The sequence below is a fragment of the Exiguobacterium sp. s143 genome, from assembly GCF_018618895.1.
GTDB lineage: Bacteria > Bacillota > Bacilli > Exiguobacteriales > Exiguobacteriaceae > Exiguobacterium_A > Exiguobacterium_A abrahamii.
Map to the genome: position 1 here is coordinate 687,637 of NZ_JACSMX010000001.1, position 24,234 is coordinate 711,870.

24 protein-coding genes and 1 riboswitch are annotated in these 24,234 nt (G+C 48.7%); of the genes, 5 read left to right on the forward strand and 19 right to left on the reverse strand.

The window, feature by feature from the left end:
• From sdaAB to KNQ03_RS03880, 3 genes are all read right to left on the reverse strand, one after another.
• Positions 1-663 carry an L-serine ammonia-lyase, iron-sulfur-dependent subunit beta gene (sdaAB, locus tag KNQ03_RS03870; RefSeq protein ID WP_023468755.1) on the reverse strand — a complete coding sequence of 221 codons (663 nt, stop codon included), beginning with the start codon at positions 661-663 and terminating at the stop codon, positions 1-3.
• 100 nt (positions 664-763) lie between these two features.
• Positions 764-2,437, reverse strand: coding sequence for a DAK2 domain-containing protein (locus tag KNQ03_RS03875; protein ID WP_370567758.1), 1,674 nt, complete (start codon positions 2,435-2,437; stop codon positions 764-766).
• A gap of 25 nt (positions 2,438-2,462) precedes the next feature.
• On the reverse strand, positions 2,463-2,825 hold the full coding sequence (locus tag KNQ03_RS03880) for an Asp23/Gls24 family envelope stress response protein (protein ID WP_023468757.1): 363 nt from the start codon (positions 2,823-2,825) through the stop codon (positions 2,463-2,465).
• Between the two features lie 283 nt (positions 2,826-3,108).
• On the opposite strand from KNQ03_RS03880, the gene rpmB reads away from it, so the two are divergent.
• Positions 3,109-3,297: a 50S ribosomal protein L28 gene (rpmB, locus tag KNQ03_RS03885; protein WP_023468758.1), complete on the forward strand. Its 189-nt coding sequence runs from the start codon at positions 3,109-3,111 to the stop codon at positions 3,295-3,297.
• Between the two features lie 140 nt (positions 3,298-3,437).
• Positions 3,438-4,841 (forward strand): amino acid permease, encoded by a 1,404-nt coding sequence (locus KNQ03_RS03890; protein ID WP_050677496.1) that lies wholly within the window; start codon positions 3,438-3,440, stop codon positions 4,839-4,841.
• Between the two features lie 54 nt (positions 4,842-4,895).
• On the opposite strand, the gene KNQ03_RS03895 is transcribed toward KNQ03_RS03890, so the two are convergent.
• The 12 genes from KNQ03_RS03895 to gmk form a co-directional block, all read right to left on the reverse strand.
• The gene (locus KNQ03_RS03895) at positions 4,896-5,498 is read right to left on the reverse strand and encodes a thiamine diphosphokinase (protein ID WP_214723627.1); all 603 of its coding nucleotides are present in this window, start codon (positions 5,496-5,498) and stop codon (positions 4,896-4,898) included.
• Position 5,499: 1 nt separating this feature from the next.
• On the reverse strand, positions 5,500-6,060 hold the full coding sequence (thiT, locus tag KNQ03_RS03900) for an energy-coupled thiamine transporter ThiT (RefSeq protein WP_214723629.1): 561 nt from the start codon (positions 6,058-6,060) through the stop codon (positions 5,500-5,502).
• Positions 6,061-6,121: 61 nt separating this feature from the next.
• Positions 6,122-6,231, reverse strand: a riboswitch (TPP riboswitch).
• Between the two features lie 22 nt (positions 6,232-6,253).
• Positions 6,254-6,910 (reverse strand): ribulose-phosphate 3-epimerase, encoded by a 657-nt coding sequence (rpe, locus tag KNQ03_RS03905; protein ID WP_029342106.1) that lies wholly within the window; start codon positions 6,908-6,910, stop codon positions 6,254-6,256.
• Between the two features lie 2 nt (positions 6,911-6,912).
• Positions 6,913-7,818, reverse strand: a complete 906-nt coding sequence (gene rsgA / locus KNQ03_RS03910) for a ribosome small subunit-dependent GTPase A (protein WP_149427607.1) — start codon at positions 7,816-7,818, stop codon at positions 6,913-6,915.
• A 25-nt stretch (positions 7,819-7,843) separates the two neighbouring features.
• Positions 7,844-9,778, reverse strand: a complete 1,935-nt coding sequence (gene pknB / locus KNQ03_RS03915) for a Stk1 family PASTA domain-containing Ser/Thr kinase (protein ID WP_149427608.1) — start codon at positions 9,776-9,778, stop codon at positions 7,844-7,846.
• 2 nt (positions 9,779-9,780) lie between these two features.
• Positions 9,781-10,515, reverse strand: a complete 735-nt coding sequence (locus KNQ03_RS03920) for a Stp1/IreP family PP2C-type Ser/Thr phosphatase (protein WP_023468765.1) — start codon at positions 10,513-10,515, stop codon at positions 9,781-9,783.
• An 18-nt stretch (positions 10,516-10,533) separates the two neighbouring features.
• On the reverse strand, positions 10,534-11,865 hold the full coding sequence (rsmB, locus tag KNQ03_RS03925; protein ID WP_214723631.1) for a 16S rRNA (cytosine(967)-C(5))-methyltransferase RsmB: 1,332 nt from the start codon (positions 11,863-11,865) through the stop codon (positions 10,534-10,536).
• Complete coding sequence (gene fmt, locus KNQ03_RS03930) at positions 11,862-13,244, reverse strand: methionyl-tRNA formyltransferase (protein WP_050677507.1); 1,383 nt, start codon at positions 13,242-13,244, stop codon at positions 11,862-11,864. Before fmt ends, rsmB begins: the two co-directional genes overlap by 4 nt.
• 9 nt (positions 13,245-13,253) lie before the next feature.
• Entirely contained in the window at positions 13,254-15,578 is a 2,325-nt protein-coding gene (gene priA / locus KNQ03_RS03935) for a primosomal protein N' (RefSeq protein WP_214723633.1), read from the reverse strand.
• Positions 15,575-16,765: a bifunctional phosphopantothenoylcysteine decarboxylase/phosphopantothenate--cysteine ligase CoaBC gene (gene coaBC, locus KNQ03_RS03940; protein WP_133207524.1), complete on the reverse strand. Its 1,191-nt coding sequence runs from the start codon at positions 16,763-16,765 to the stop codon at positions 15,575-15,577. Before coaBC ends, priA begins: the two co-directional genes overlap by 4 nt.
• 56 nt (positions 16,766-16,821) lie before the next feature.
• On the reverse strand, positions 16,822-17,025 hold the full coding sequence (gene rpoZ / locus KNQ03_RS03945) for a DNA-directed RNA polymerase subunit omega (protein ID WP_149427612.1): 204 nt from the start codon (positions 17,023-17,025) through the stop codon (positions 16,822-16,824).
• 1 nt (position 17,026) lies between these two features.
• Positions 17,027-17,644: a guanylate kinase gene (gene gmk, locus KNQ03_RS03950; RefSeq protein WP_174316772.1), complete on the reverse strand. Its 618-nt coding sequence runs from the start codon at positions 17,642-17,644 to the stop codon at positions 17,027-17,029.
• A gap of 169 nt (positions 17,645-17,813) precedes the next feature.
• On the opposite strand from gmk, the gene KNQ03_RS03955 reads away from it, so the two are divergent.
• Positions 17,814-19,505 carry an Rqc2 family fibronectin-binding protein gene (locus KNQ03_RS03955; RefSeq protein WP_214723635.1) on the forward strand — a complete coding sequence of 564 codons (1,692 nt, stop codon included), beginning with the start codon at positions 17,814-17,816 and terminating at the stop codon, positions 19,503-19,505.
• A gap of 63 nt (positions 19,506-19,568) precedes the next feature.
• Here KNQ03_RS03955 and KNQ03_RS03960 read toward each other — a convergent pair whose 3' ends face one another.
• The 4 genes from KNQ03_RS03960 to KNQ03_RS03975 all read right to left on the reverse strand — a co-directional run bounded on the left by KNQ03_RS03960 (position 19,569) and on the right by KNQ03_RS03975 (position 22,608).
• Positions 19,569-20,480 (reverse strand): FUSC family protein, encoded by a 912-nt coding sequence (locus KNQ03_RS03960; protein ID WP_058704466.1) that lies wholly within the window; start codon positions 20,478-20,480, stop codon positions 19,569-19,571.
• The gene (locus KNQ03_RS03965; protein WP_050677515.1) at positions 20,477-21,379 is read right to left on the reverse strand and encodes a DUF4097 family beta strand repeat-containing protein; all 903 of its coding nucleotides are present in this window, start codon (positions 21,377-21,379) and stop codon (positions 20,477-20,479) included. Before KNQ03_RS03965 ends, KNQ03_RS03960 begins: the two co-directional genes overlap by 4 nt.
• 205 nt (positions 21,380-21,584) lie before the next feature.
• The gene (locus KNQ03_RS03970) at positions 21,585-22,274 is read right to left on the reverse strand and encodes a metal-dependent hydrolase (RefSeq protein ID WP_023468776.1); all 690 of its coding nucleotides are present in this window, start codon (positions 22,272-22,274) and stop codon (positions 21,585-21,587) included.
• 19 nt (positions 22,275-22,293) lie between these two features.
• Positions 22,294-22,608, reverse strand: a complete 315-nt coding sequence (locus KNQ03_RS03975; protein WP_023468777.1) for a winged helix-turn-helix transcriptional regulator — start codon at positions 22,606-22,608, stop codon at positions 22,294-22,296.
• A 104-nt stretch (positions 22,609-22,712) separates the two neighbouring features.
• On the opposite strand from KNQ03_RS03975, the gene KNQ03_RS03980 reads away from it, so the two are divergent.
• Together KNQ03_RS03980 and KNQ03_RS03985 are read left to right on the forward strand one after the other, a co-directional pair.
• Positions 22,713-23,204 carry a lactoylglutathione lyase family protein gene (locus tag KNQ03_RS03980; protein WP_023468778.1) on the forward strand — a complete coding sequence of 164 codons (492 nt, stop codon included), beginning with the start codon at positions 22,713-22,715 and terminating at the stop codon, positions 23,202-23,204.
• A 2-nt stretch (positions 23,205-23,206) separates the two neighbouring features.
• Positions 23,207-24,178: a zinc-binding dehydrogenase gene (locus tag KNQ03_RS03985; protein ID WP_149427615.1), complete on the forward strand. Its 972-nt coding sequence runs from the start codon at positions 23,207-23,209 to the stop codon at positions 24,176-24,178.
• Positions 24,179-24,234 lie beyond the last annotated feature (56 nt).

Sequence of the window (24,234 nt, forward strand, 5' to 3'; positions counted from 1 at the left end):
TCACTCTCCCATCATGACGGCACGCTCGACTTGAGGTAACCGATCGATTTCTTCCAACACTTCTGCCGTTATCCGGTCATCAATCTCAATTGCCATAAGTGCTTGTTTTCCTTTTTCATGCCGTGACACTTCCATATGCCCGATATTGATTTCGTAATCAGCCAAAATGCTCGTCACGGCTGCAATCGCACCAAAGCGGTCATGGTGTAAGACGACGAGTGCCGGTCCCCCACCGGACAAACGAAGCGGTACACCATTTAATTCCGTGATTTCAATCGTTCCCCCACCAATTGAAATACCAACCAATTCAAACTCTTCTACTCCATTCGTCAAATGGACACGAGCCGTATTCGGATGATCCGTCAACGCCTCACTCGTCTCGAAATGAATCTCAATCCCTTTCGACTTCGCGATATCGATCGATTGTGGAATCCGGTCGTCAAACGTATCGTATCCGAGAACACCGCCGATGATGGCGACATCCGTTCCATGTCCACGATACGTATCCGCGAATGAACCGTAAAACGTGATGTGGATGACAGTAGGCGTTTCCCCGAATAATTTACCCGCCATCAATCCAATCCGTGCAGCCCCTGCTGTATGCGAGCTCGATGGACCAACCATGACTGGTCCGATGATGTCAAAGACGCTACGATATTTCATTTCTTTTCCCCTCTCTATGAAACAAACGAAATCCCACCTCTATTATCGCAGATGGTGGGATTCGTGAAAAGGCTAGTCGCCCTTTTTCAGTATGATGGTTTTATTCGACGCTTAAAATGTACGAATAAAGTGGTTGTTTGCCGTCGTGGACTTCCACTTCAGCATCCGGATTGACCGATTCGATGTACGCAACGAGGTCGTCGACTTCTTCTGTCGAGACGCCTTCACCGTAAAGAACCGTGATGATTTCGTCGTCCTCAGTGACGAGTGTATCGACGAGTTTCTTTACGGCACCAAGACTTGAAGAATCCGTAGCGACGATTTGTTTTTCAGCAATCGCCATATGGTCGTCCTTCTTGATTTCAACACCATCGATGTTCGTATCACGTACGGCATATGTGACTTGTCCCGACTTAACGGCTGCAATCGCATCTGCCATGTGCGCTTCGTTCTCTTCGACAGTCGCTTCTGGATTATAGACGATTGTTGCTGCTAAACCTTGTGGAACTGTTTTTGATTTCACGACCGTCACACCACAATTCGCAACAGATGCTGCTTGTTCAGCGGCCATGATGATGTTTGAGTTGTTTGGATAGACATAAACGTGTTCAGCGTGTGCATCCTCGATCGCCTTAACGATATCTTCCGTCGACGGGTTCATCGTTTGTCCGCCTTCGATGACGACACTGACACCGAGTGATTTAAAGAGTTCGCTGATTCCTTCACCCATTGCGACTGTCACGAGGGCTGCTTTCGCTTTTGCCTTCGGTGCAGCGACTGGAGTGACTTGGTTCGCACCTTCTTCTTCAAGGATCGTCGAGTGTTGTTGACGCATGTTTTCAATCTTAACAGCGACGAGTTCACCGAAACGTTGTCCTTTTGTGATGACTTCTCCTGGTGTTTCAACGTGGACGTGAACTTTAAGGAGTTCTTCATCCGCTACGACGAGCAATGAATCACCGAATTCCGCTAATTCGTTCCGGAAGTCTTCTTCGCTGAATGGTGCATTCGCAAGCTTGTCATCTTGGAAACGAACCATGATTTCCGTACAGTAACCGTAATGGATTTCTTCTGTCGACATGAAGCTTTGAGCCGTTTTATGATGCTCTGCTTCGACGAGTGCTTCCATGACAGGCGCATGCGGTTTGTCGAGTTCTTTTCCTTCGAGTGTTGCGAGGAATCCTTCATAGATACAGACGAGACCTTGACCACCAGAGTCAACGACACCGACTTCTTTTAATACCGGAAGAAGTTCTGGTGTTCCGTCGAGCGATACTTTCGAAGCTTCGACGAGTTGACGCATCAACTCTAAGAAATCCGTCGTCGTCTCAGATTGTGCGATAGCAGCGACAGCTGTTTCACGGGCAACCGTCAAGATTGTTCCTTCAACCGGTTTCATGACTGCTTTGTATGCTGTATCGACACCTTTTTGTAACGCATCTGCGAATTCCTTCGTATCAATCGTTGTTTTGCCTTCGATTGATTTCGAGAATCCACGGAACAATTGACTTAAGATGACGCCAGAGTTTCCGCGCGCCCCCATCAATAATCCACGTGCGAAGACGTTCGCGACTTCCGATACAGAATCCGAAGTTGATTTACCTGCTTCTTTTGCACCTGAAGTCATCGTCAAATTCATGTTCGTTCCCGTATCACCATCTGGCACAGGGAAGACGTTCAATGAATCGACGAAATCTGCATTTTGATAGAGATTCGCCGCGCCATTTTGAATCATCTTGACTAACTGCGCTCCTGTTAAACGATCTACACTCACTAAAGTTTCCTCCTCTATTCCCGCCTTAGACATTCGTCAAGCGGACTCCTTGGACAAAGATGTTCACAGATGTCACGTCAAGACCTAGTGCCTGACTGAGCGTGTATTTCACGCGACTCTGTACGTTGTTCGCCACCTCTGAGATTTTCGTTCCATAGCTTACGATGATATGCATATCGATATGGACCTGCTCTGAAGCCTGTCGAACGATGACACCGCGTGCAAAGTTCTCACGTTTTAAGAGTTCAGCAAGACCATCCTTGATTTGAGACTGGGATGCCATACCAACGACACCAAAACATTCCATTGCCGCGCCGCCCGCAAGTTGCGCGACGACATCATTATCTACATCAATCTTTCCATAGGTCGTTTTCATCTCGATCGCCACCTGAGTAGCCCCCTTTGAATATTGTATTCTTCTCATAATTCTACTATAAGGACCTACTATTGAAAAGTCGCCGTACTGACTATACAATGAATAAGTGAAAAATAGTAGCGGTCAAATGAACTTTTACCATCATCCTCATCCATTATTTTAAATTTCGAGGTTGTCTGTCAAGTTTTTTTCTTGTCAGCTACTTTTTTTATGTTGCAACCGCCCTGACACCATGCTAAGATAGCAAAGTGTCTATTAGGACGAACGCAAAACAACATAAAAGGAGGCGGAACGCATGGCACGTAAATGCTACGTTACTGGGAAATCGCCAAAGTCGGGTAACAACCGTTCACACGCATTGAACAAAACAAAACGTACTTGGGGAGTCAACGTACAAAAAGTACGTATCCTCGTCGACGGTAAGCCGAAAAAGGTTTGGGTTTCAGCTCGAGCTCTTAAATCAGGTAAAGTCGAACGCGTATAAGGCGCAACCACCGGATGGGAATCTTCCCTTCCGGTTTTTTTATACCCTCATTTATTTTTCTCATAAACTAATTGTCGCTTTTATTGAAAACGCTTACAATAGGAACGTACTTTATTTTGTCAGAATTGGGGGAAGTCATCATGCAACTCAAACGAGAGATGACGAGTCGACACCTGTTCATGATCTCACTCGGTGGAATCATCGGGACAGGCTTATTTTTAGGGTCAGGGTTAACGATTTCACAAGCAGGACCTCTCGGGGCGGTCCTCAGTTACATCGTGGGTGGGACCATCATGTATCTGACGATGTTATGTCTAGGGGAATTAGCGGTCTATATGCCGGTCTCGGGGTCATTTCAGACCTATACGACCCGCTTCATCGGACCAGGAATCGGCTTTGCCGTCGGTTGGATTTATTGGCTCGGCTGGGCCGTGACGGTCGCGCTCGAAATCACGGCTGCTGGCAGTTTGATGGACCGCTGGTTTCCGAACGTGCCGGTCGTCGTCTGGTGTACCATCTTTACGGTCTTGCTATTCGGTCTGAATGCCGTCTCCGCCAAAGCATTCGGTGAAGCCGAATTCTGGTTCTCGAGTTTGAAGGTCCTCGCGATCCTTTTCTTCATCATTCTAGGTGGCGCTGCCTGGTTCGGCTGGTTACCGATGGAAGCAGATCGCCCAACATCGTTATTTGCGAACTTTACGGCAAGCGGTTGGTTTCCAAACGGGATTCTCGGTGTCTTGACGACGATGATCGCCGTCAACTTCGCCTTCCAAGGAACGGAATTGATCGGTGTCGCGGCTGGGGAGTCCGACACGCCTGAAAAATCGATTCCAAAAGCCATCCGCAATACAGTCTGGCGGACGTTCATCTTCTTCGTCTTATCGATTACGATCGTTGGTGCATTAATTCCGTATGAGACGGCTGGCGGAGTCAGCAGCCCGTTCATCATGGTCTTTGATGCGATCGGCATCCCTTATGCTGCTGACTTGATGAATATCGTCGTCTTGACAGCTTTGTTGTCCGTCGGAAACTCCGGATTATATGCGGCGACCCGGATGTTATGGGCGATGGCGCAAGAAGGGATGATTTCAAAGAAATTATCTTACGTCAATGCACGTGGTGTGCCGATGCGTGCTTTACTCTTTACGATGATGTTTGCGATGTTATCGCTCCTGACCGCGTTTTTCGCAGAGGATACCGTCTTCATTTGGCTCTTGTCCTTAGCCGGACTTGGCGCTCAAGTCGGTTGGATTTCCATCTCTGCTTCTCAGCTCGCGTTTCGTCGTCAGTTCGTCCGAAACGGACACGATTTATCCGAACTGAAATTCAAGACACCACTCTATCCGGTGTTACCACTGATTTCGCTGACGTTAAACGTCGTCGTCCTCGTCAGTCTTGCGTTTCAAGCGGATCAACGAATCGCTCTATACATCGGTGTTCCTTTCTTCCTCGTCATGTGGGGAAGTTATCATCTCTTCGTCAAAGGAAAACATCTATCTGCCCAAAGCGACATCCGTGTCGCTCCTTCTCAACTCGAAGAATAATTTCATACAAAAAGAGGCCGTGGATTTGTCCACGGCCTCTTTCCTATACTTGTTCTATTCCTTAAGCGTCCGCATCATCAATAGTTCTCCTTGGTGGAGCTCTACTTTCGCTTCTGACGCACGCCATTCATTACTGACGGTCAAGGAACCTCCGACGGGTACGGGATGTGCATCGAGTGGATATTTGACTCCGGATAAGCTTAAAGTCGATGGTACGAGTGGAATGAAAGAAAGATAATGATAGCTCCCTGCTTCGACTGCATACGTTCCCTCAGCCAAGTATCGCACCTCTTCTCGTTTCGTCACGAGTCTGGTCTCTGGATATCGCTTCAACAGGTACACATTTTGGACGGTCATGTCGAGCCGCCCACCTGTCGCCCCGATGATGATGGTATCCTCAAACCGTTTCATCTCTGATGCTGTACGAAGTGCCAGTTCGAGATCCGTTTCATCTTTCTCGGCCGGATGAACGATTGCCCCTTCTGGTACATAACCAAGCGAATCAAAATCACCAATCGTCAGGTCGCATGTCAGCCCAAACGATTCAATCGTCTGAACACCACCATCGACACCGACGATAAAATCACCCGGCTGACAAAACGTCCGTAAATCCGGCACTTCTTCTCGCGGACCGGCACAGACGAGAATCGCCCGCATCTCAGACGCCTCGTGCCGAATAACGTAGTAAGCGTGGCGCAGTCGTGAATAAAAGACCCGCAACGACACCACAAAGAACGTAAGACGGTATCATGTATGTCGCGTTATAAATCAATGAATACGGTACGACTGGACCTTCGGCATACTCGGCAAAAAAGACGATTCCGCTGATGACATGACAGATATAACGGAGCCCTGCTCCTAATAACGTCGCCAGGAGAACGAACGCCATCAAGCTTTTCTTTTGTCCATTGCGCGCGGCTAGTCTGACTTGACGCGCGAACAGACCACTTAATCCGACGACACCATACGCAATCGTATAGTCAAGAATCGGTTGAACGATCGTCAAGACTTGTGGGGCAAACATCAATTGAATCGTACCAACAAGTGCTCCCGTGACGACACCTCCGACGACACCGTGGCGAAATGCCATGACGAAGATCGGTAACATCGCTAAGCTGATCGAGCCACCTTGTGGCATTTTGAATGGAATCAGTAAATCAAAGACGACTCCGAGACTGGCGAAGATGGCAATTTCCATCATCATTTGTAACCGTTTCATGCTATTTTTCCTCCTTCATTGTACGAGAGGACGCAAAAAGGCAGTACGACGAACGCCGTACTGCCTGCGTGCGCCACATCCCTACGTCCGTTTGAACGGAACAGGTTCGAAGGGTTAAAGTCTAAAAGACTCCTCTCAGCCGCTTTTCAAGCGACACCCCTTGCGGTCATCATATTTCGTTTTCTCGTTCTTATTATACGGCAGCCCCTTGACGAATGCTAGTGATCGCTTCCGCATAATCTGGTGCATTGTAGATTGCCGATCCAGCGACGAGAACGTTCGCACCGTTATCGATGCAAAGCTTTGCCGTTTCCGGATTGACGCCACCGTCAATCTCGATTTCAAATGTCAGCCCACGATCTGCTTTCATTTGCGCGAGTGCTGCGAGTTTCGGCATGACACGCTCGATGAAGGCTTGTCCACCAAAGCCCGGATTGACCGTCATCAATAATACCATATCGACATCCTCAAGGACGTGTTCAATCGTTGATAATGGCGTATGGGGATTCAAGACGACCCCTGCCTTTGCACCCGCTGCTTTGATTTGTTGCAAGACACGATGGACATGATTCGTCGCTTCGACGTGGAACGTCACGATGTCTGCCCCTGCCTTGACGAAATCTTCAACGAAACGTTCTGGCTGGTCGATCATCAAATGGACATCGAGAATCATATCCGTCTTTTGACGTAAACTGCTAAGCACAGGTAATCCAAATGAGATGTTCGGTACGAACTGACCGTCCATGACATCAAAATGGATATAGTCCGCGCCTGCTGCTTCGACTGCTTTAACATCGCGTTCGAGATTCGCGAAATCTGCTGATAAGATAGATGGTGCAATTTTAATCATCTTCAATACCTCCGGGCTCGATTCTTGATTTCGTCTATAAACATACCATAGTTCTCATAACGAGAGGACATGATTTCTTGGGCTTCGACGGCTTCCTTGACGGCACAACCGGGTTCATTCAAATGCAAGCAACCTCGGTATTTGCAATCATCTTGTACAGCCACGAATTCAGGGAAACTCCACCGTACATCCTCGATTTCCATATCATACGGAAAATCGAGGTTCGAGAAACCTGGCGTATCGGCAATCAATCCTTCGGCAAGCGGCATCAATGTGACGTGGCGCGTCGTATGACGTCCGCGTCCGAGTGATTTCGAGATCGCACTTGTTTCTAAATCAAGAGAGGGTTCCAGTGCATTGAGCAATGAACTTTTCCCGACACCGGATTGTCCGGCGAGAACGCTCGTTTTTCCAGCAAGTAACGGACGGACTTGCTCAATACCTGCCAACGTCTCACTTGATGTCTCGATGACCGTATACCCAATCTTCCGGTAAGCGGCAATCGCCTCTCGGACAGACGGTCCTTTAACATCGTCCAGCAAATCCATCTTCGTCAATAGGATGACGGGTTGAATTTCCTTCGCTTCGATCAAAACGAGAAATCGGTCGAGCAAGTGCGCTGAAAAATCAGGTTCTGCCGCCGAGACGACGAGCAATGCCTGGTCGATATTCGCGACTGGAGGGCGTACTAAAAAGTTGTCCCGCTCCTTCACTTCGAGAATATATCCTGTCTCACTTTCGATATGAAGAACGACCTCGTCTCCGACGACTGGACTGATGCCGCGTTTTCGGAAATTCCCTCTTGCCCGTGAACGGACCTCTCCTTCTGGTGTCATGACATCATAAAAGCCACCCTGCAGACGTATGATCGTTCCTTCTCGATTCTCTTCGATGCGTTGTTCCGTCATCCTATGCACTCCTTTTTCATCACATTCATTGTGCGTCTTTTGCTTGATTGTACGTGATGGTTTTTGAACGATACACCGTATCGTCTTTATAGATCGTAATTTTTCCTTCTTCTCCTGGATCAATCGTCACCGGCACGTCGAATGTCTCATCTTGATCAATCGATTCCTCGATGACGGTCCGCTTCCCTTTCGCGTCTTCCGTCTCAATCCGGATGACTTGTTTCGGTGGTTCCTCGTCCTCGTTCTCGCTGACCGCATCATAGACGACCTTTTCAGGGAACGTTGCCGTCACCGTTTTTTCTTCCTCACCTTTTGAGATGAACACCGTCACGGAGTCGTTCGGTTCGACTTGTGCTCCTGCTTGCGGGAATTGACGAATGACTTGATCGAGCTTGACGTCACTTGAAAATTCTTGTTCAAACGTGCCGTCGAGACCCATTTCATCGAGATACGCTTTTGCTTCATCACTCGATAAGTTCGTCAAATCTTTCAATTCAAAGGACGAAGTTCCTTCTGAGACAGTGATTGTAATCGTCTGTTCTTTTGCAATCACTTCCGTCCCAGCAGAGATCGATTGCCGGATCACATTACCTCGCTCGATTTCATCCGACTTTTCACGTTCGACCTCGACTTTAGCGAATCCAGCCTCTTTTAATGTGGCAATCGCCTCTTTTTCAGCGTCATCTGTCACATCCGGTACTTCGACCGGCGCACTACCTGTAGAGACGACCAAGTTGACTGTCGAGCCTTTCTTGACTTGTGCGTTTTCACGCGGTGTCTGACTGATGACATCGCCTTCCTCGACTGTATCGCTATTTCGTTCTGTCGTCTCAACAACGAATCCTAGTTTCTCAAGCTTCGTTTCCGCTTCGTCTCCATCCGTCTTGACGACAGATGGTACGGTGACCGTTGGATCTGGCCACATCGCAAACGTCGTAGCTGCACCACCTAGCAATATGAGCAATAAGAGGACGATCCACCAACGTTTTTTCTTTTTCTTTTCCGGTGTTTTCGGTTGAACGGTCGTGACGGCGGGTGATTCTGGTTCCGCTTTTGATTCTTCTGGCACTTGTACAGGCGATAAGACCATCGTTTTTTCCAGCTCATCCTCTTCTGCACCTCGGATACCTTCGCTTGCTCGTTCGTCAGACAACGCCGTCACCATATCTGCCTTAAATGCTGCGACGGACTGTTGACGGTCATGCGGTGCTTTTGCGAGCGCCTGCATGATACAGTTCTCAAGCGCTTGTGGCACTTTCGGATTCAAGACGGATGGGCGACGCGGTGTATCTTGCAGATGCTTTAAAGCAATCGCAACCGGTGAATCACCTTCGAACGGGACTTGTCCTGTCACAAGTTCGTATAAGACAGCACCAAGTGAATAGATATCCGACTTCTCATCCGCAAATTTACCTTTTGCTTGTTCCGGTGAAAAGTAATGGACGGACCCAAGGACGGACATCGTATGCGTCAGCGTCGCATTCGACATCGCCACAGCGATTCCGAAATCCGTTACTTTGACGGTACCATCCTCTCGAATCAACATGTTTTGCGGTTTGATATCGCGATGGATAATTCGGTGTGCATGGGCGTGATCGATCGCATCACAAATTTGAGCGATGATATCGACGGCCTGCGGCACAGGTAATGCTTGATTTTCACAAAATGTCTTTAATGTCATACCATCGATATACTCCATGACGATGTAATAGATGGCATCTTCTTCGCCTACATCATAGACGGCAACGATGTTTGGATGATTCAAGCTGGTAGCAGCATGAGCTTCACGTTCGAATCGACGAATGAACTGTTCGTCATGCGAAAATTCGGTCCGTAAAATCTTAATGGCAACATGACGCTTTAAAATCTCATCATAGGCTTGATAGACATTCGCCATCCCGCCACTTCCAACTAGCCGTTCTATGCGGTAGCGGTCATTTAATCGATCTCCGTATCGCATATTCAGACCCTCTTTCTTTCTTTGAACCGGATGGCGGCAATCGTAATATTATCCGCGCCTCCTCGAGCATTCGCTTCTTTCACCAATCGTCCGACGATCTCATCAAGCGGTTCATCCTGTAAGATGATCTGTTCGATGACATCATCTGGCACTTCATCGGTCAACCCGTCACTACAGACGAGGACGAGGTCATAGTCTGGAGCATCTCTGACTTGAATGTCGACTTCGACCGTTTCGTTCGAGCCGACCGACCGTGTGATGACATTCTTACGTGGATGATTTTCGACTTCCTCATCCGAAAGTTCCCCCATTTGTCGTAACATGTTGACGTAAGAATGATCATCCGTCAATTGTTTTAACGCCGTACCTTCAAGGGCATAGACCCTACTATCTCCAACATGACCGATGACGAGCAAATCTTCGACCCAGCATACGCAGGCAATGGTCGTTCCGACGATTGCAAGTTGCTCGTCTTTTGAAAACTGAAGAATCCGGGCATTTGCCTCGGCTACACGTTGTTCTATCCATTCAGACAATTCCATCGGACGATTTGGCATGAGTGAAAAGGATGCTTCAAATACCTCGCGAACGATCGCACTTGCGATATCGCCAGCAGCATGACCTCCCATACCGTCCGCAACGACGGCAAGACCACGTTCAGCGTTCCCGACGAGTAATACCGTATCCTCATTTTTAGTCCTGACTTTCCCAGTAGTCGAAAGGTGAGCTAACTCCATGACAGTCCTCCGTTCGTGTCAATCTTCTCGTTTTTTAAACGCGGCAATATAGAAGCCGTCCGTTCCGACTGTCGTCGGTAACAACTTGAGTTCTGCTCGATCCCCGATCAGATGTCGCACGGATTCCGGCATCCGTGCCGCGAAGGATGTATCAAATTCAAATCCTTGATCGAGAATGAACGCTGTCTGGTCCTCGTTCTCAGTCGGATCAATCGTACAAGTCGAATAGACAAAGGTTCCACCCTTTTTAATGAGTGGTAAGACAGATGTCAGAATATCTCGTTGAATTTTCGGGAGTTGCTCGAGTTGTTCCGGGCGTTTCGTCCATTTGATATCTGGTTTTCTCCGAATGACACCGAGTCCTGAACAAGGTGCGTCGACAAGAATCCGATCAAACGATTCTACTTCAAAGCGGTCTCCTGCTTTACGAGCATCTAACGCTTCTGCTTGAACAGTCGTAAGACCTAATCGTGTCGCTTGCTGTTCAATCAATTTAATCTTATGTGGATGAAGATCAAGTGCCTGTAGTGTTCCCGTCGTCAAACCTTCAGCAATATGCATCGCTTTCCCACCAGGTGCGGCACAGCTGTCAAGTACATGATCAGATGTTTCTGCACCGAGTGCACGGGCGACGAGCATTGAGCTCTCATCCTGCAGAGAAAGATACCCACGGTCAATCAGATCCGTTTTTTGAACGCTTCCTCGTTCGATTTCGAGACCGTCTGGCGCGACCGTAGATGGTTTTGCCGTCACACCTTGGTCGAGTAGAAGCTCGATCGCTTCCTCTCGCGTCGTCTTCGTCCGATTGATGCGAACCGTGACCGGTGCAGGTGTGTTATTCAATTGACAGATTTGAAGCGTTTCTTCCGGACCAAACAGTTCAATCCAGCGTTCGACGAGCCACTGCGGATGACTCGTTTCGATGCTGATTCGTTTTGCAACAGGCTCAATCTCAGCAAAATGGGGCATTCCCGCCCGTAATACATTCCGGAGCACTCCGTTGACGACTTTCGAGACGTGGACTTTCCCACGTTTTTTAGCAATCTCGACAGCTTCATGGATGACGGCATGATCCGGTACACGATCAAGATAAAACAATTGATACACACTCATCCGTAACAACGGACGCATGAACGGATCAAGTTTTTTCTGTTTCGCTAGATACGGCTCCAAAATATAATCCAGTGTCAATTCACGACTGAGCGTCCCGTAGACGAGTTCCGTGAACAAGCCGACATCTGTTGCTGAGATAGCACGCTTTTCAAGCATCTGATGGACGGTGATTGTCGAGAAGGCACCACCTTGACCAATTTTCATCAGTGTCGTTACTGCTGCGTCACGTACATTCATGCGTTCTCACCTACTTGTTGTCCGAGTTCAAGCGATTGACCGATCCCGCGCATGAATGTAGCACCGTCCATCCGTTTTTTTCCGGACGGCTGTAAGTCGATCAGCTTCAACGCTGTCTCCGAACCTGTCGCGATGACGGGACCATCCGCTTCTAAAGCGATGATTTCGCCTGGTCGTCCCGTTCCTTTGACTTTCGTCGCGAAAAAGACTTTCAATCGGTCATCACCAAGCATCGTATACGTACTTGGGAAAGGATTCATTCCTCGGATTTGATCATAGAGTGTCTCACCCGGTAACGTAAAATCAAGTCGTTCCCGCTCGCGTGAGATGTTCGGCGCAAACGTCGCTTCTGCCTCATCTTGCGCTTCCGGTGTCAATTCACCTGCGAACAGACGTGGTAAGGTCTCAAGCAATAGTCGCGCTCCTGCGTCCGCTAACTTTTCAAACATCGTTCCGACTGTATCGTTCTCTTCGATCGGAACAATGATTTTTGACAACATATCACCCGCGTCAAGTCGATCGACCATATACATGATCGTCACGCCTGTCTCTTTTTCTCCATCGATGATTGCTTGATGAATCGGTGCACCGCCACGATATTTCGGTAGGAGTGACGCATGGACGTTGATCGCCCCAAAGCGTGGTGCTTCCAAAATAGCTGTCGGTACAATCTGACCGTAAGCTGCCGTGATAATGAGATCTGGTTTTAAATCAAGGACGTCCTGATAGTCTTCACGAATCCGTTTCGGTTGCAACACAGGAATATCGTGTTCCATCGCGACGAGTTTCACAGGTGTCGGTTTGACTTCCCGTTTTCGTCCGACCGGCTTATCTGGTTGCGATACGACACCGACGACGTCATACCCAGCATCGATCACTTCACGCAGTGTCCCTGCCGCAAACTCAGGTGTCCCCATGAAGACGACGCGCGGTTTTTCTTGCTCGACAAGTTTATCCGTGAACAGGACACCGTCTAAATGATCCATCTCGTGCTGGATGGCACGTGCAAAAAAGCCGTTTGCCTTGATTTTGACCGTCCGCCCGAGACGATCTTGAGACTTGACGACGATGCGGTCGAACCGTTCGACCGGTCCGAAAATGCCTGGCATGCTGAGGCATCCTTCGTCATCGATTTGTGAACCATCGGCTTCGATGATTTCCGGATTGATCAGCTCGATCGGTCCTGTCTCATCATCCGTATGGACGACAGCTACACGGATCGGTTGATTGATTTGCGGTGCCGCTAAGCCGACACCATCATATTCGTACATCGTATCGAACATCCGGTCGATCATCTTACCGAGTTTTTTATCGAACTTCGTGACAGGTTCACATACCTGTCGTAATACATCATTTGGTACTTCTACTACTTTATACATACAGACACCTCACATGAATACAAATGGATTCAAGTCGATCGCGACTTGTGTTTTTGATTTTTGACGAGGGGCTAAGATATCACGGAGATGTGTCCGGACATCTTCCTGCCCTTTATGTTTAATTAAGACCTGTTGTCGGTACATATTCTTCAGTCGAGCAAGTGGCGCATCGAACGGTCCATTGACGACTAAATCCTCCGATTCGAAAGCCCGCAGCTCAGAAGCAATCTGTTGCGCTTCTGCTTGTGCTTCGAGTGGATGTGTCGCTGAGACCGTGATCAAGCCAAGGAACCAGAATGGAGGGTGTCCCCCGAGTTTGCGCAACTGCATCTCCCGCTTATAGAACGTTTCGTAATCATGCTGTTTCGCCGTCTGAATGACGTAGTGCTCAGGATTATAGGTCTGGATGATCGACTGTCCGGCGAGTTGCCCCCGCCCGGCACGACCCGACACTTGCGTGATCAACTGGAACGTTCGCTCACTTGCCCGAAAATCCGGAATACCGAGCGTCGCATCAGCAGCGAGCACCCCTACGAGCGTGACATTTGGAAAGTCGAGACCTTTTGCAATCATCTGTGTTCCGAGAAGAATGTTCCCTTCCTTACGCTCGAAGGCATCGAGTAACTTCTCGTGTGCGCCTTTACGAGACGTCGTATCTTGATCCATCCGAATAATCCGTGCTTCCGGAATCAAATGCGCCAACTCTTCCTCGATCTTTTGCGTCCCCGTTCCGAACTGACGAATCTTCGTCGATTCACAGGACGGACAAGTTTTCGGCATCGCCGCCTCGAATCCACAATAGTGGCACTTCAAGCGATCTTCATGTTGATGATACGTTAAATTGACGGCACAATGCGGACATTGAAGCGTCTCCCCGCAATCCCGACATAAGACGAATGTCGTGTACCCACGACGGTTCAAAAGTAATACCGTCTGTTCCCCACGCTCGATTCGTTCTTTGATGCCTTCGACGAGCGCGAGGCTGAACGGAGTACGATTGCCCCGTTCAAGTTCCTTACGCATATCAACGATGTCGACCGGAGGCAGTTCCCCACCGAATCGTTCGCGAAGCGGTAAGTAACGATAGACCCCTTTTTGTGCCCGCGCATACGTCTCAAGTAATGGAGTTGCACTTCCGAGCACGACGGGACAACGATGATAGGCCGCTCGCCATTTTGCAACATCACGCGTATGATAGCGCGGATTCTCTTCTTGTTTATAGGTTGTTTCATGTTCTTCATCGAGAATGATGATTCCGATATTCGTCAGCGGCGCAAACACGGCGGACCGTGCACCGACGACGACATCGACCTCGCCTTGAGCGATTTTGCGCCACTCATCATACTTTTCTCCGAGCGATAGACCGCTATGCAGGACAGCGACCCGTTCTCCGAAACGACGTTTGAACCGTTTGACCATCATCGGTGTCAGACTGATTTCTGGAACGAGCAAGATCGCTTGTCTACCGCGTTCGAGTTGTGCATGAATCGATTCAAGATAGACTTCCGTCTTACCGCTTCCTGTTACGCCATGTAACAAAAACGTTCCGGTCTCAGCTTCAGCCGTAATCGCCGAGACAGCTTCCTGTTGCTTTTCCGTCAAAGAGGACGGCACAAAGATGTCTTGGACGAGATGTTCGTAAGGATTTCGCCGTACATCAATCGTCTCGACTTCAATGATGCTTTTTTTCTCGAGGGCGTTCAACGTCGCGCTCGTTGCGCCCGTCGCCTGCTTGATTTCACTCCAAAGCGCATTCGGAAATTCTTGGATATACGCATACAGTGCCGCTTGTTGACTCGCTTGTTTCGTAAAAGTTGCCTGTTCCTCTAGGAGACGAATACGTTTATCCGTCTTTGACGTCTTTTTCTCGCGAATGACCGGTTGAAGCGTCACGTCAGCTTGTTTCGCCGCTGTTAAGATGATTTGTTGGACTTCCGTTGGTAATTGACTCATTTTCTTACCATGATATGCCCGAAGTGGGCCCGACTCGACTATGACCAGTTTATCATAACTCACCTTCAACGCAGCCGGCAGCATCGCAAGCAGTGCCGTCGCCTGAAAACACAATGTCGTTTCTGATAGATAAGCCGACAGCTCGAGTAATTCTTGCGTATAGGTCGGCGTCTCATCTAAGACACGAACGATCGATTTGACGTTCGTCAAATCAGAGGTTGCTTTCGTTCCGACGACGATCCCAAGCAACGCACGTGGACCGAACGGAACCTCTACGCGCATTCCGGGAACAATCAGCTCCTGCCAGAGTGCCGGCACGGCATAATCAAACGGACGATCGACGGTGGCCGCTGCGACATCGACGATGACTTCAGCTATCATGCCAATGCCTCCGCAAATTGGCGCATGAGCGATTTGGCGAGCGTCGATTTCAATTGTTGATCGTATCGCGTGACGGAATCATTCTTCCCAAAAACGACGACCTCATTTTCGTCGCTGACAAATCCGATGTCAGAACGAGAGACATCATTCGCGACGATGAAATCCGCCTTCTTTCGGACGAGTTTCTGTTTCGCGAACGTCTCGACGTCCGTCGTCTCCGCTGCAAATCCAACTAATACCTGATGTTCTTTCTGCTCACCGAGCGTCTTCAGAATATCCGTCGTCTCCTCGAGTTCAATCCGCAATGGTCCGTGAATTTTCTTCTGCTTCTGATCGTACTGGACAGACGGTCGATAGTCAGCTACGGCAGCGGACATGATGACGATGTCTTGCGTCTCATAGTCACGTAACATGGCTTCGAGCATCTCTTCTCCCGACTCGACGGCAATCGTTTCGACGCCAGCCGGTAGTCCGATCCGAAGTGGCCCGTGTACGAGCGTGACATCTGCTCCTGCGTCTCTTGCTGCTTCCGCAAGTGCAATGCCTGTCTTTCCTGAAGAGTCATTCGTCAAATAACGGACCGGATCAATCCGTTCAACGGTCGGGCCTGCACTGATCAAGACTTTTCGCCCGGCTAGATACTTATCTTCAAAGAAGGTTGAGAGTGTTGCGACTAAGTCTTCCGGTTCGGGTAAACGACCTTTCCCGACCCAACCACATGCGAGATTTCCGACTCCCGGTGCAATCACCTGGACACCGTCCTGCTTGAGTTGTTCGATATTGCGAACTGTCGCCGGATGTTCGAGCATGTTGACATTCATCGCCGGTGCGACGATGACGGGACACGTTGCTGCAAGGATCGTCGTCGTAATGAAGTCATCTGCGATCCCGTGCGCGAGTTTTGCAATCAAGTTCGCGGTTGCTGGTGCGACGACGATTAAATCCGCTTCGTCCGCTAAATCGATATGGGCGATTTTTGACGGATCATGCTCGATGAAGACATTGTCATAGACCGCTTTTCGCGTCAGTGCCTCAAACGTCGTCTTACCGACGAATTGTTGCGCATTACGCGTCATCGCGACTTGAACGTGTGCGCCTGCTTGAACGAGTTTGGAAGCGAGTGCTGCTGATTTATAGGAAGCGATTCCACCGCCGACACACAGTAGGATGTTTCGGTTGGTTAACATGTAGGTATCCTCCTTATTGAAAAAAACAGCCACGATGACAAGTGGCTGCTTCAAAATTAGTCTTGCGGTTGGTTCGTGACGGTTACTTCTTCGAAATAAAGCTCTTCTAAAGCTTTCCCGACCGGTTTATGCGATTTTGGGTTCATGACTTTCACGCGTTTCCCGTCTTGGATTTGACGCGCACGCTTAGCGGCAACTGTAACGATCGTATATTTCGATGGTACTTTCTTTTGAAGCTTATCAACTGATGGATATAACATATCACTTAACCTCCATGGCTTTTTTATATAGGGACGCGACACGTTCCCGACTGCAATGTTCCGCTGTGACGATTGCTTGAATACGATCACAGGCTTTATGAATTTCGTCGTTCGTCACGACATAGTCATACGCATCCATCATCTCGATCTCTTCTTTAGCGACGAGCAGACGTTGCTTAATGACTTCCTCCGATTCCGTTCCACGCCCTACGAGGCGGTTCCGCAATTCTTGGAGGCTTGGAGGTGCAAGGAATAAGAAGACAGCTTCAGGAAAATGTTCTTTGACCTGCATGGCCCCTTGAACTTCGATTTCGAGAATGACGTCTTTTCCTTCATCTAGGATCTGGTTCACCCATTCAACTGGTGTTCCATAATAGTTTCCTACGAATTCAGCATATTCCAAGAGTTGATTGTTCGCAATCATCTCTTCGAATTCTTCACGCGATTTAAAGAAGTAATGAACACCATCTACTTCTCCTTCGCGCGGTTGGCGCGTCGTACAGGATACCGAGTAATGCAGATCATTATCCTGATCTTCGCGCAAGGCACGACAGACCGTTCCCTTTCCGACACCACTTGGACCAGATAATACGAGTAATAAGCCACGCTCTTTGAAAATCACTTCAAAACCCCTCCATCTCACAAACTTCACATTGTTTCATATTAGCAGTAGAGACGGGAAGTTCGCAAGTCATCTTTTTTTAGCTCGACTGCTTTATCATACCATAACGATGCCATTTCTGTTACCTTTAGAAAGTGAGAACGAAATCAAGAAAGAAGGTAATCGTATGGCTTTTGACGGATTGATGACGACACGTGTCGTCGAAGAACTCCAACCACTCGTCGGAGGACGGATCAATAAGGTATACCAGCCTTATACATTGGATTTAGTATTCCAGGTCCGGGCTGAGCGAAAAAACGTATTGTTGCTCGCCTCTGCGAATGCCATGTATGCACGGATGCACATTACGTCGGAAGCGGTCAGCAACCCGAGTGAACCCCCACTCTTCTGTATGATGCTCCGCAAACATGTCGAAGGTGGGTTCATCGAATCAATTGAACAACTCGAACGTGACCGAATCATCGTCTTACGCGTCCGGTCTCGGAACGAACTCGGTGATGAGGAAGCGAAAAAAATCTATGTCGAGTTGATGGGACGTCACTCGAACATCATTTTGACCGATGGACAAGATAAGATCCTCGATGCGATCAAACACTTGCCACTCAGTCAAAATACCTTCCGGACGATCATGCCAGGGGTGACATACCAGCTTCCGCCGGCACAGGATAAAGCGGATCCGCTCACGGGAGATATCGAAAAGACACTCCACCGGATTGACTGGAACGCCGGTAAACTAGATCGACAGTTACTTGGTCTCTTCAGTGGTCTGTCTCCACAAATTGCAAAGGAAGTCGTCACACGGGCAGGTCTTGCCAACCGGACGAATCTTGCATCTGCCTTTCAAGATGTCCTGAAGGAACTCGATGGTCCTTATGTCTTACAACGGATGGAAGGTGGTAAGGAACGCTTCGCACCGGTCCGGCTAACGGAAGGATCCATCATCGACGAGAAGACGTTCGAGACGAGTGGTCAAGTCCTCGACGCCTTCTTCCATCAAAAAGCAAACCGCGATCGCGTCAAACAACAAGCAGCCGATCTCGAACGGTTCATCAAGAGCGAGTACGATAAGAATATCTTAAAGCGCTCAAAACTCGAAAAAGATTTAGAAGCGACGTTACGGATGGATGAATGGAAACATAAAGGGGAACTGCTGACGACCTATCTTTATCAGCTCGAACGCGGGATGAAGGAAGCGACCGTCGTCGATTACTATGATCCAGATGGTGCTGAGATCACGATCACGCTTGATCCTCGTTTCTCGCCGAATGAGAACGCGCAACGTTATTACAAACGGTATAACAAATTAAAAACCGCCAAAGTCGAAGTCGCGCGTCAGCTCGAGAAGAACCAAGCTGAGATTGCGTACTTCGAAGGCTTACTTGCGCAACTCGATGTCGCATCCCCGGAAGACATCCGGGAAATGCGCGAGGAACTCGTCGAAGAAGGTTATCTGCGCGAACGACAAAAGAAGAAAAAGAAACCGCAGCTCCCACAACTCGAAGAATACCGTTCTTCGACTGGTCTTCCATTCTTCGTCGGAAAGAACAATAAACAAAATGATTACGCGACGTTCAAGTTCGGACGCAGGTCCGATACGTGGTTACACACGAAGGATATCCCGGGATCACACGTCATCATTCAAAGTGATGCACCAGACGAGACGACGTTGAAGGAAGCAGCGATCGTCGCGGCTTATTTCTCGAAAGCACGTGAATCGAGCCAAGTCCCGGTCGACTTCACGGAACTACGTTATGTCAAAAAACCGAGTGGTGCAAAGCCCGGATTCGTCATCTACACGGATCAAACGACACTATACGTCACACCTGATCCAGATGTCGTCCAATCCTTACGTCAATGACGCTACACGAAAAAGCGCTGTTTCTCCTAAATGTCACTTAGGAGAAACAGCGCTTTTTCATCTTCACTTCATTTTTTCTAACTGTTCCCGGTAATCGAGTAAATGCCCATGGATGATGTCCTTCGCCTCGCTTAATTCTTGATCGAATGAGAACATCGCCTGTTTTCGTTCGTGAGAGAAGATGACATCGTAATGATGGCTGAGTAAGAAATCAATTTCCTGACCGAGCGTCTTTTCCTGTTCTTCTGTCATCGGGATATCCCGATGACTGGCAATGCTTTCAAGCAAGACGAGCAACTTGTCTTCAAGATCGACAAGCTCCTTCAGTCGAATGAACGCTTCACTTTGACCGCTCGCCACTAATGGATATTTTTGATCCTCTTGAAGCATCAACATCATTTCCTCATGTTTGAGGATTTGTTTACGGACGGCAAGCAAGCGTCCATCATCTTGCACAAGGCTTCGCCAATCTTCCATCAACTGTTGCGTCGTTTTTTTGACGAGTAACAGTAAGCGGTCTTCATAATGTGGTGGGAAGACGATGTAATTGACGAGGACGGCAGATAATACCCCAACGACAGTCAACAACGACCGTGATAAGGCATAGTGGACGTAGTCAGCGGTCGGGCTCTCGAACATCAAGACGATCGCAAAAGCAGCGAACGTCGACATATCCGTTCGTCCAATCATCGAATTGAGGACGAGCGAGACGACGACGGCGAGTCCGATCGTCAGTGGATTGGCACCAAGTGTCGCAACGATCGCGAGTCCACACATCAGTCCGAGTACCGTTCCGAAAATTCGATTGAAAACGATTTTAAATGAACGATGGATCGTCGGTTGCATCGCAACGATGGCTGCGACAGCCCCCATTCCTGAATAAATACCGAATACATACCAAGAGATGCTGAGTGCAAGAGCTACCGCGATACCGGTCTTGATCGTTCGAAGTCCAATCCGAAACTTTAATTTCACTCGAGCGTCACCTGCCCGACTTCACTATTGACTGTCACTTCCGGTTTTTCTTGTTTCGACAGTTCATAAATCGTCTCATCCTTATTCTTTTGTTTCGTATATCGGTCAGAGGCTTTAATATCGCCTCCCGTATCAATCGTGATCGTACCGGCTGCTTTATTTGGTTTTAGCTTCGTCGCGCCGTCAATCGTTGTGACGTCAAGACTCAACTTCGCCATATAGTCTGCCAGCGAGACACTCTCGCCTGTCACCTGCGCATGGACGGCGTCCATTTCCTTGACGGAAATCGCACGTGTAGCATTCAGTGTAATCTCATCACCTTTTACTTTATCGAGACTCATCGCTTCTCCGTCCATCTCGATCGTTTTTGCGTAGATGCCCATTCCTTTAAGTGTTCCAGCATCGACATCGACACGGTTCATATAACTTGGTAGTCCCACTTGAATCGTATAGTCTGCCGTTTTTTCGCTCGGACGATTGCCAAGTCGAGACAGCCAACCATCTCGTCCCGTCACCGTCACCGTATTCGTCGACGTACTGATTTTCAGTCGTTTTCCACTCGATGCACTATCGACGAGCTTGATTTGGACATTTCCATCTGTGCTTCGAACGAATTGTACCGTTGCGTGCGGCGCCTCGATGGCGAGAGATTTATAGCGATTCGTCGTTTTGAATGTTTCGCCGCGCGATAACAATTCCGTTGAGACGAGCAATGTGATCGAATAGATGACGACAAGTCCGAGAATGACACCACCGTATAAATAGAGCGGTCGCTTCACTGGTCCTTTTTCTCCAATCCGGTTCAACCGTGCATCCATCTTTTGTTTTTGTTTATTTTTTAAGCGTGTGAACGACGATTGTTTTCGTTTCCGCACACTCCTACTGTTATGCTCTTCCATGTCAGCCCCTCCATCTCATGTCTACCATTATTCCGAATATCTGAATCGGCTGTCAACAGCCCCCTTATTATCATAGAAGAAGTTCACCGTTTCGCCATCGGGCGGAAGAAGGAAGCGTCATCGGATGAACCACTGACATTCCAGAAGAATAATCGACAAAAAGGAGAGGAACATTGACGTTTCCTCTCCTTTGCTTAAGAACGGATTATAATTCGAGTGACTCGCCGATTGCGAGCGGATGACCAGTTTGACCTTGCGCTTCAATCTTTTCACAGAATGCGTTCGCATCTTGTTTGATTAAATCAAATGTATCGTAGTGGATTGGTACGACGGCTTTCGCTTGCAACATATCTGCAGCGATCAACGCATCATCCGGACCCATCGTGAAGTTATCACCAATCGGTAAGAAGGCTAAATCGATTTCGTGATGGGCGCCATAAAGGGCTAAATCCCCGAACAGTGCCGTATCACCTGCATGATAGATTTCTTTGCCTTCGATCGTCAGCAGGAATCCAGCCGGCATCCCCATATACGTAATCGTCTGTTTTTCCTCATCGATGATACTTGATGAATGGAATGCCTGTGTCATCTTCACTTTACCAAATGGGAATTCAAACTGTCCGCCGAGATTCATCGGATGAACGTTGAGCCCTTTGAAACTCAGATACGTCGCCAGTTCATGAGTAGCAATGATTGTAGCTCCCGTGGCTTTTGCGATACGTTCCGCATCAAGCATATGATCGGCATGGGCATGGGTTAACAAAATAAAATCTGCCTTGACGTCATCTGGATTCGTCGTCGCTTTTTCGTTACCGCTAAAGAATGGATCGATGACGAGATGATGCCCGTTCGTCTCGATTGTTACTGTCGATTGTCCGTGATAAGTCAATTTCATGAGTGTCACTGCCTCTCGTTTAGGATTCGGATAATTGATTCCCTTCCCCCCACGCGCATAAACCTTTCATGGCCGGTTGCAGTGTAAATGCCGCCTCTGTCAATTTGTATTCGACGTGTAAGACGGCTTCATCATACTCAATCCGCTCGATCATTCCGAGTCGTTCAAGTTCTTTTAACTGATCCGTCAAGACTTTCCGAGAAATCCCGGGAATGGCACGTTGTAACTCTAAAAAACGTTTCGGACCGTTCTCTAACGTGCAATATAATTGTGGACGCCATTTTCCGCCGATGATGGCGAGCGCCCGATTGACCGGAAATTGTTCTGTCGACATGTTGTTCTCTCCTCCAGAGTAGTTACTTCAAAGTGCGTACTATGCAATCGAGTGTAGCGTAAGTTAGAGTATGCGTAAATCATTTTGCAAAAGGAGTGTTAAGCATGACGTATCCACGTAATTTTTCGCACATCGGTCTTTCCGTGCCGAATCTCGACGAAGCCGTCCGTTTTTATCAAGAGGTGATGGGCTGGTATATCATCATGGAACCATCTGATGTCCTCGAAGATGATTCTGCCATCGGTGTCATGTGTACGGATGTCTTTGGTGCAGGGTGGAACAAGTTCCGGATTGCTCACATGGCGACAGGTGACCGCATCGGAATCGAGTTGTTCGAGTTCCCGAACAATGAACAACCCGAAAACAACTTCGAATTCTGGAAAACAGGCATCTTCCATTATGCGATTCAAGATCCAGACGTCGAAGGACTCGTCGAAAAAATCGTTGCCCATGGTGGCAAACAACGGATGCCAATCCGCGAATACTATCCGGGAGACAAGCCGTATCGAATGGTCTACTGTGAGGATCCATTCGGTAACCTCGTCGAAATCTACTCTCACTCGTATGAACTCACGTATTCGGAAGGAGCGTATTAAACATGAAAGCATGGTTAAACCACTCAGGTACAGCCATTGATCAATGGACATTCGAAGAGGTCGAAACACCGACGCCAGGAGAAGGTCAAGCCTTGATTCGCGTCAAGACCGTCGCGCTGAATCCCGTCGACTATAAGGCGACTAACAATCCAGCTTGGACGTTTCCGCATATTCCAGGCGTCGATCTAGCTGGTGTCGTCGAACAAATCGGCCCCGGCGCAGAAGTGAAAATCGGCGATCGTGTAGCGATTCATACGAACCTGCAACGCGATGGCGCTTTTGCTGAATATGCACTCGTCGATACACGTGCCCTCGCCCTGATTCCGGAAGACATCTCATTCGCTGAAGCCGCTGCGATTCTTTGCGCAGGAATGACTGCCTATGAAGCCATCGTTCAGAAGATGAACACGACAGGGAAAGAAACGATCCTTATCCATGCTGGTGCAGGTGGTGTTGGTGGCATCGGCATTCAACTCGCAAAACGCTTTGGTCTTAAGGTCGCGACGACTGCTTCGACAGAAAACCATGAGTGGGTCAAGCGACTCGGTGCCGATCTTGCCATCGACTACAAAAAAGAAAATGTCACGGATGTCATTCGCGATTGGACGAACGGTCGCGGTGCTGACTTGATTTTCAATACGGTCGGTCGAGATGAAGCAACAGCGGATCTCGGACGTCTTGCCTTCTCGGGGCAACTCGCCTTCATCGCCGGTGGTCCCGATCAGTCGGTCGTCAAGCCGTTCACGCTCTCCCCTTCGATCCATGAAGTGGCACTCGCGGCTGCTTATGCCAGCGAAGATGACCGTGCGATCCGAAACCTCGGTCATATGGCAAGCGAGTTATTAAAACTCGTCGCAGCGAAAGAACTCGATCCACTCGTTACAGAAGAGATTCCAGCAGCTGACATCGTCAAAGGATTGCAACGTCTATCTGAACGCCACGTCCGTGGTAAAATCATCGCTACATTCAATTGATTTCTCAGTTTGACATGAAACAGCCGATCGTCCTTAGATAACAGGATGATCGGCTG

Bases quoted from the DNA above. Each gene is read 5' to 3' on its own strand.
- coaBC (WP_133207524.1), bottom strand. From the start codon at position 16,765: ATGTTAACCAACCGAAACATCCTACTGTGTGTCGGCGGTGGAATCGCT.
- pknB (WP_149427608.1), bottom strand. From the start codon at position 9,778: ATGCGATACGGAGATCGATTAAATGACCGCTACCGCATAGAACGGCTA.
- KNQ03_RS03920 (WP_023468765.1), bottom strand. From the start codon at position 10,515: ATGGAGTTAGCTCACCTTTCGACTACTGGGAAAGTCAGGACTAAAAAT.
- KNQ03_RS03955 (WP_214723635.1), top strand. From the start codon at position 17,814: ATGGCTTTTGACGGATTGATGACGACACGTGTCGTCGAAGAACTCCAA.
- rpe (WP_029342106.1), bottom strand. From the start codon at position 6,910: ATGATTAAAATTGCACCATCTATCTTATCAGCAGATTTCGCGAATCTC.
- KNQ03_RS03970 (WP_023468776.1), bottom strand. From the start codon at position 22,274: ATGAAATTGACTTATCACGGACAATCGACAGTAACAATCGAGACGAAC.
- rsmB (WP_214723631.1), bottom strand. From the start codon at position 11,865: ATGAATGTACGTGACGCAGCAGTAACGACACTGATGAAAATTGGTCAA.
- rsgA (WP_149427607.1), bottom strand. From the start codon at position 7,818: ATGACGGAACAACGCATCGAAGAGAATCGAGAAGGAACGATCATACGT.
- KNQ03_RS03980 (WP_023468778.1), top strand. From the start codon at position 22,713: ATGACGTATCCACGTAATTTTTCGCACATCGGTCTTTCCGTGCCGAAT.
- fmt (WP_050677507.1), bottom strand. From the start codon at position 13,244: ATGTATAAAGTAGTAGAAGTACCAAATGATGTATTACGACAGGTATGT.
- rpoZ (WP_149427612.1), bottom strand. From the start codon at position 17,025: ATGTTATATCCATCAGTTGATAAGCTTCAAAAGAAAGTACCATCGAAA.
- KNQ03_RS03985 (WP_149427615.1), top strand. From the start codon at position 23,207: ATGAAAGCATGGTTAAACCACTCAGGTACAGCCATTGATCAATGGACA.
- KNQ03_RS03895 (WP_214723627.1), bottom strand. From the start codon at position 5,498: ATGCGGGCGATTCTCGTCTGTGCCGGTCCGCGAGAAGAAGTGCCGGAT.
- thiT (WP_214723629.1), bottom strand. From the start codon at position 6,060: ATGAAACGGTTACAAATGATGATGGAAATTGCCATCTTCGCCAGTCTC.
- KNQ03_RS03975 (WP_023468777.1), bottom strand. From the start codon at position 22,608: ATGTCGACAGAACAATTTCCGGTCAATCGGGCGCTCGCCATCATCGGC.
- KNQ03_RS03890 (WP_050677496.1), top strand. From the start codon at position 3,438: ATGCAACTCAAACGAGAGATGACGAGTCGACACCTGTTCATGATCTCA.
- KNQ03_RS03965 (WP_050677515.1), bottom strand. From the start codon at position 21,379: ATGGAAGAGCATAACAGTAGGAGTGTGCGGAAACGAAAACAATCGTCG.
- rpmB (WP_023468758.1), top strand. From the start codon at position 3,109: ATGGCACGTAAATGCTACGTTACTGGGAAATCGCCAAAGTCGGGTAAC.
- sdaAB (WP_023468755.1), bottom strand. From the start codon at position 663: ATGAAATATCGTAGCGTCTTTGACATCATCGGACCAGTCATGGTTGGT.
- priA (WP_214723633.1), bottom strand. From the start codon at position 15,578: ATGATAGCTGAAGTCATCGTCGATGTCGCAGCGGCCACCGTCGATCGT.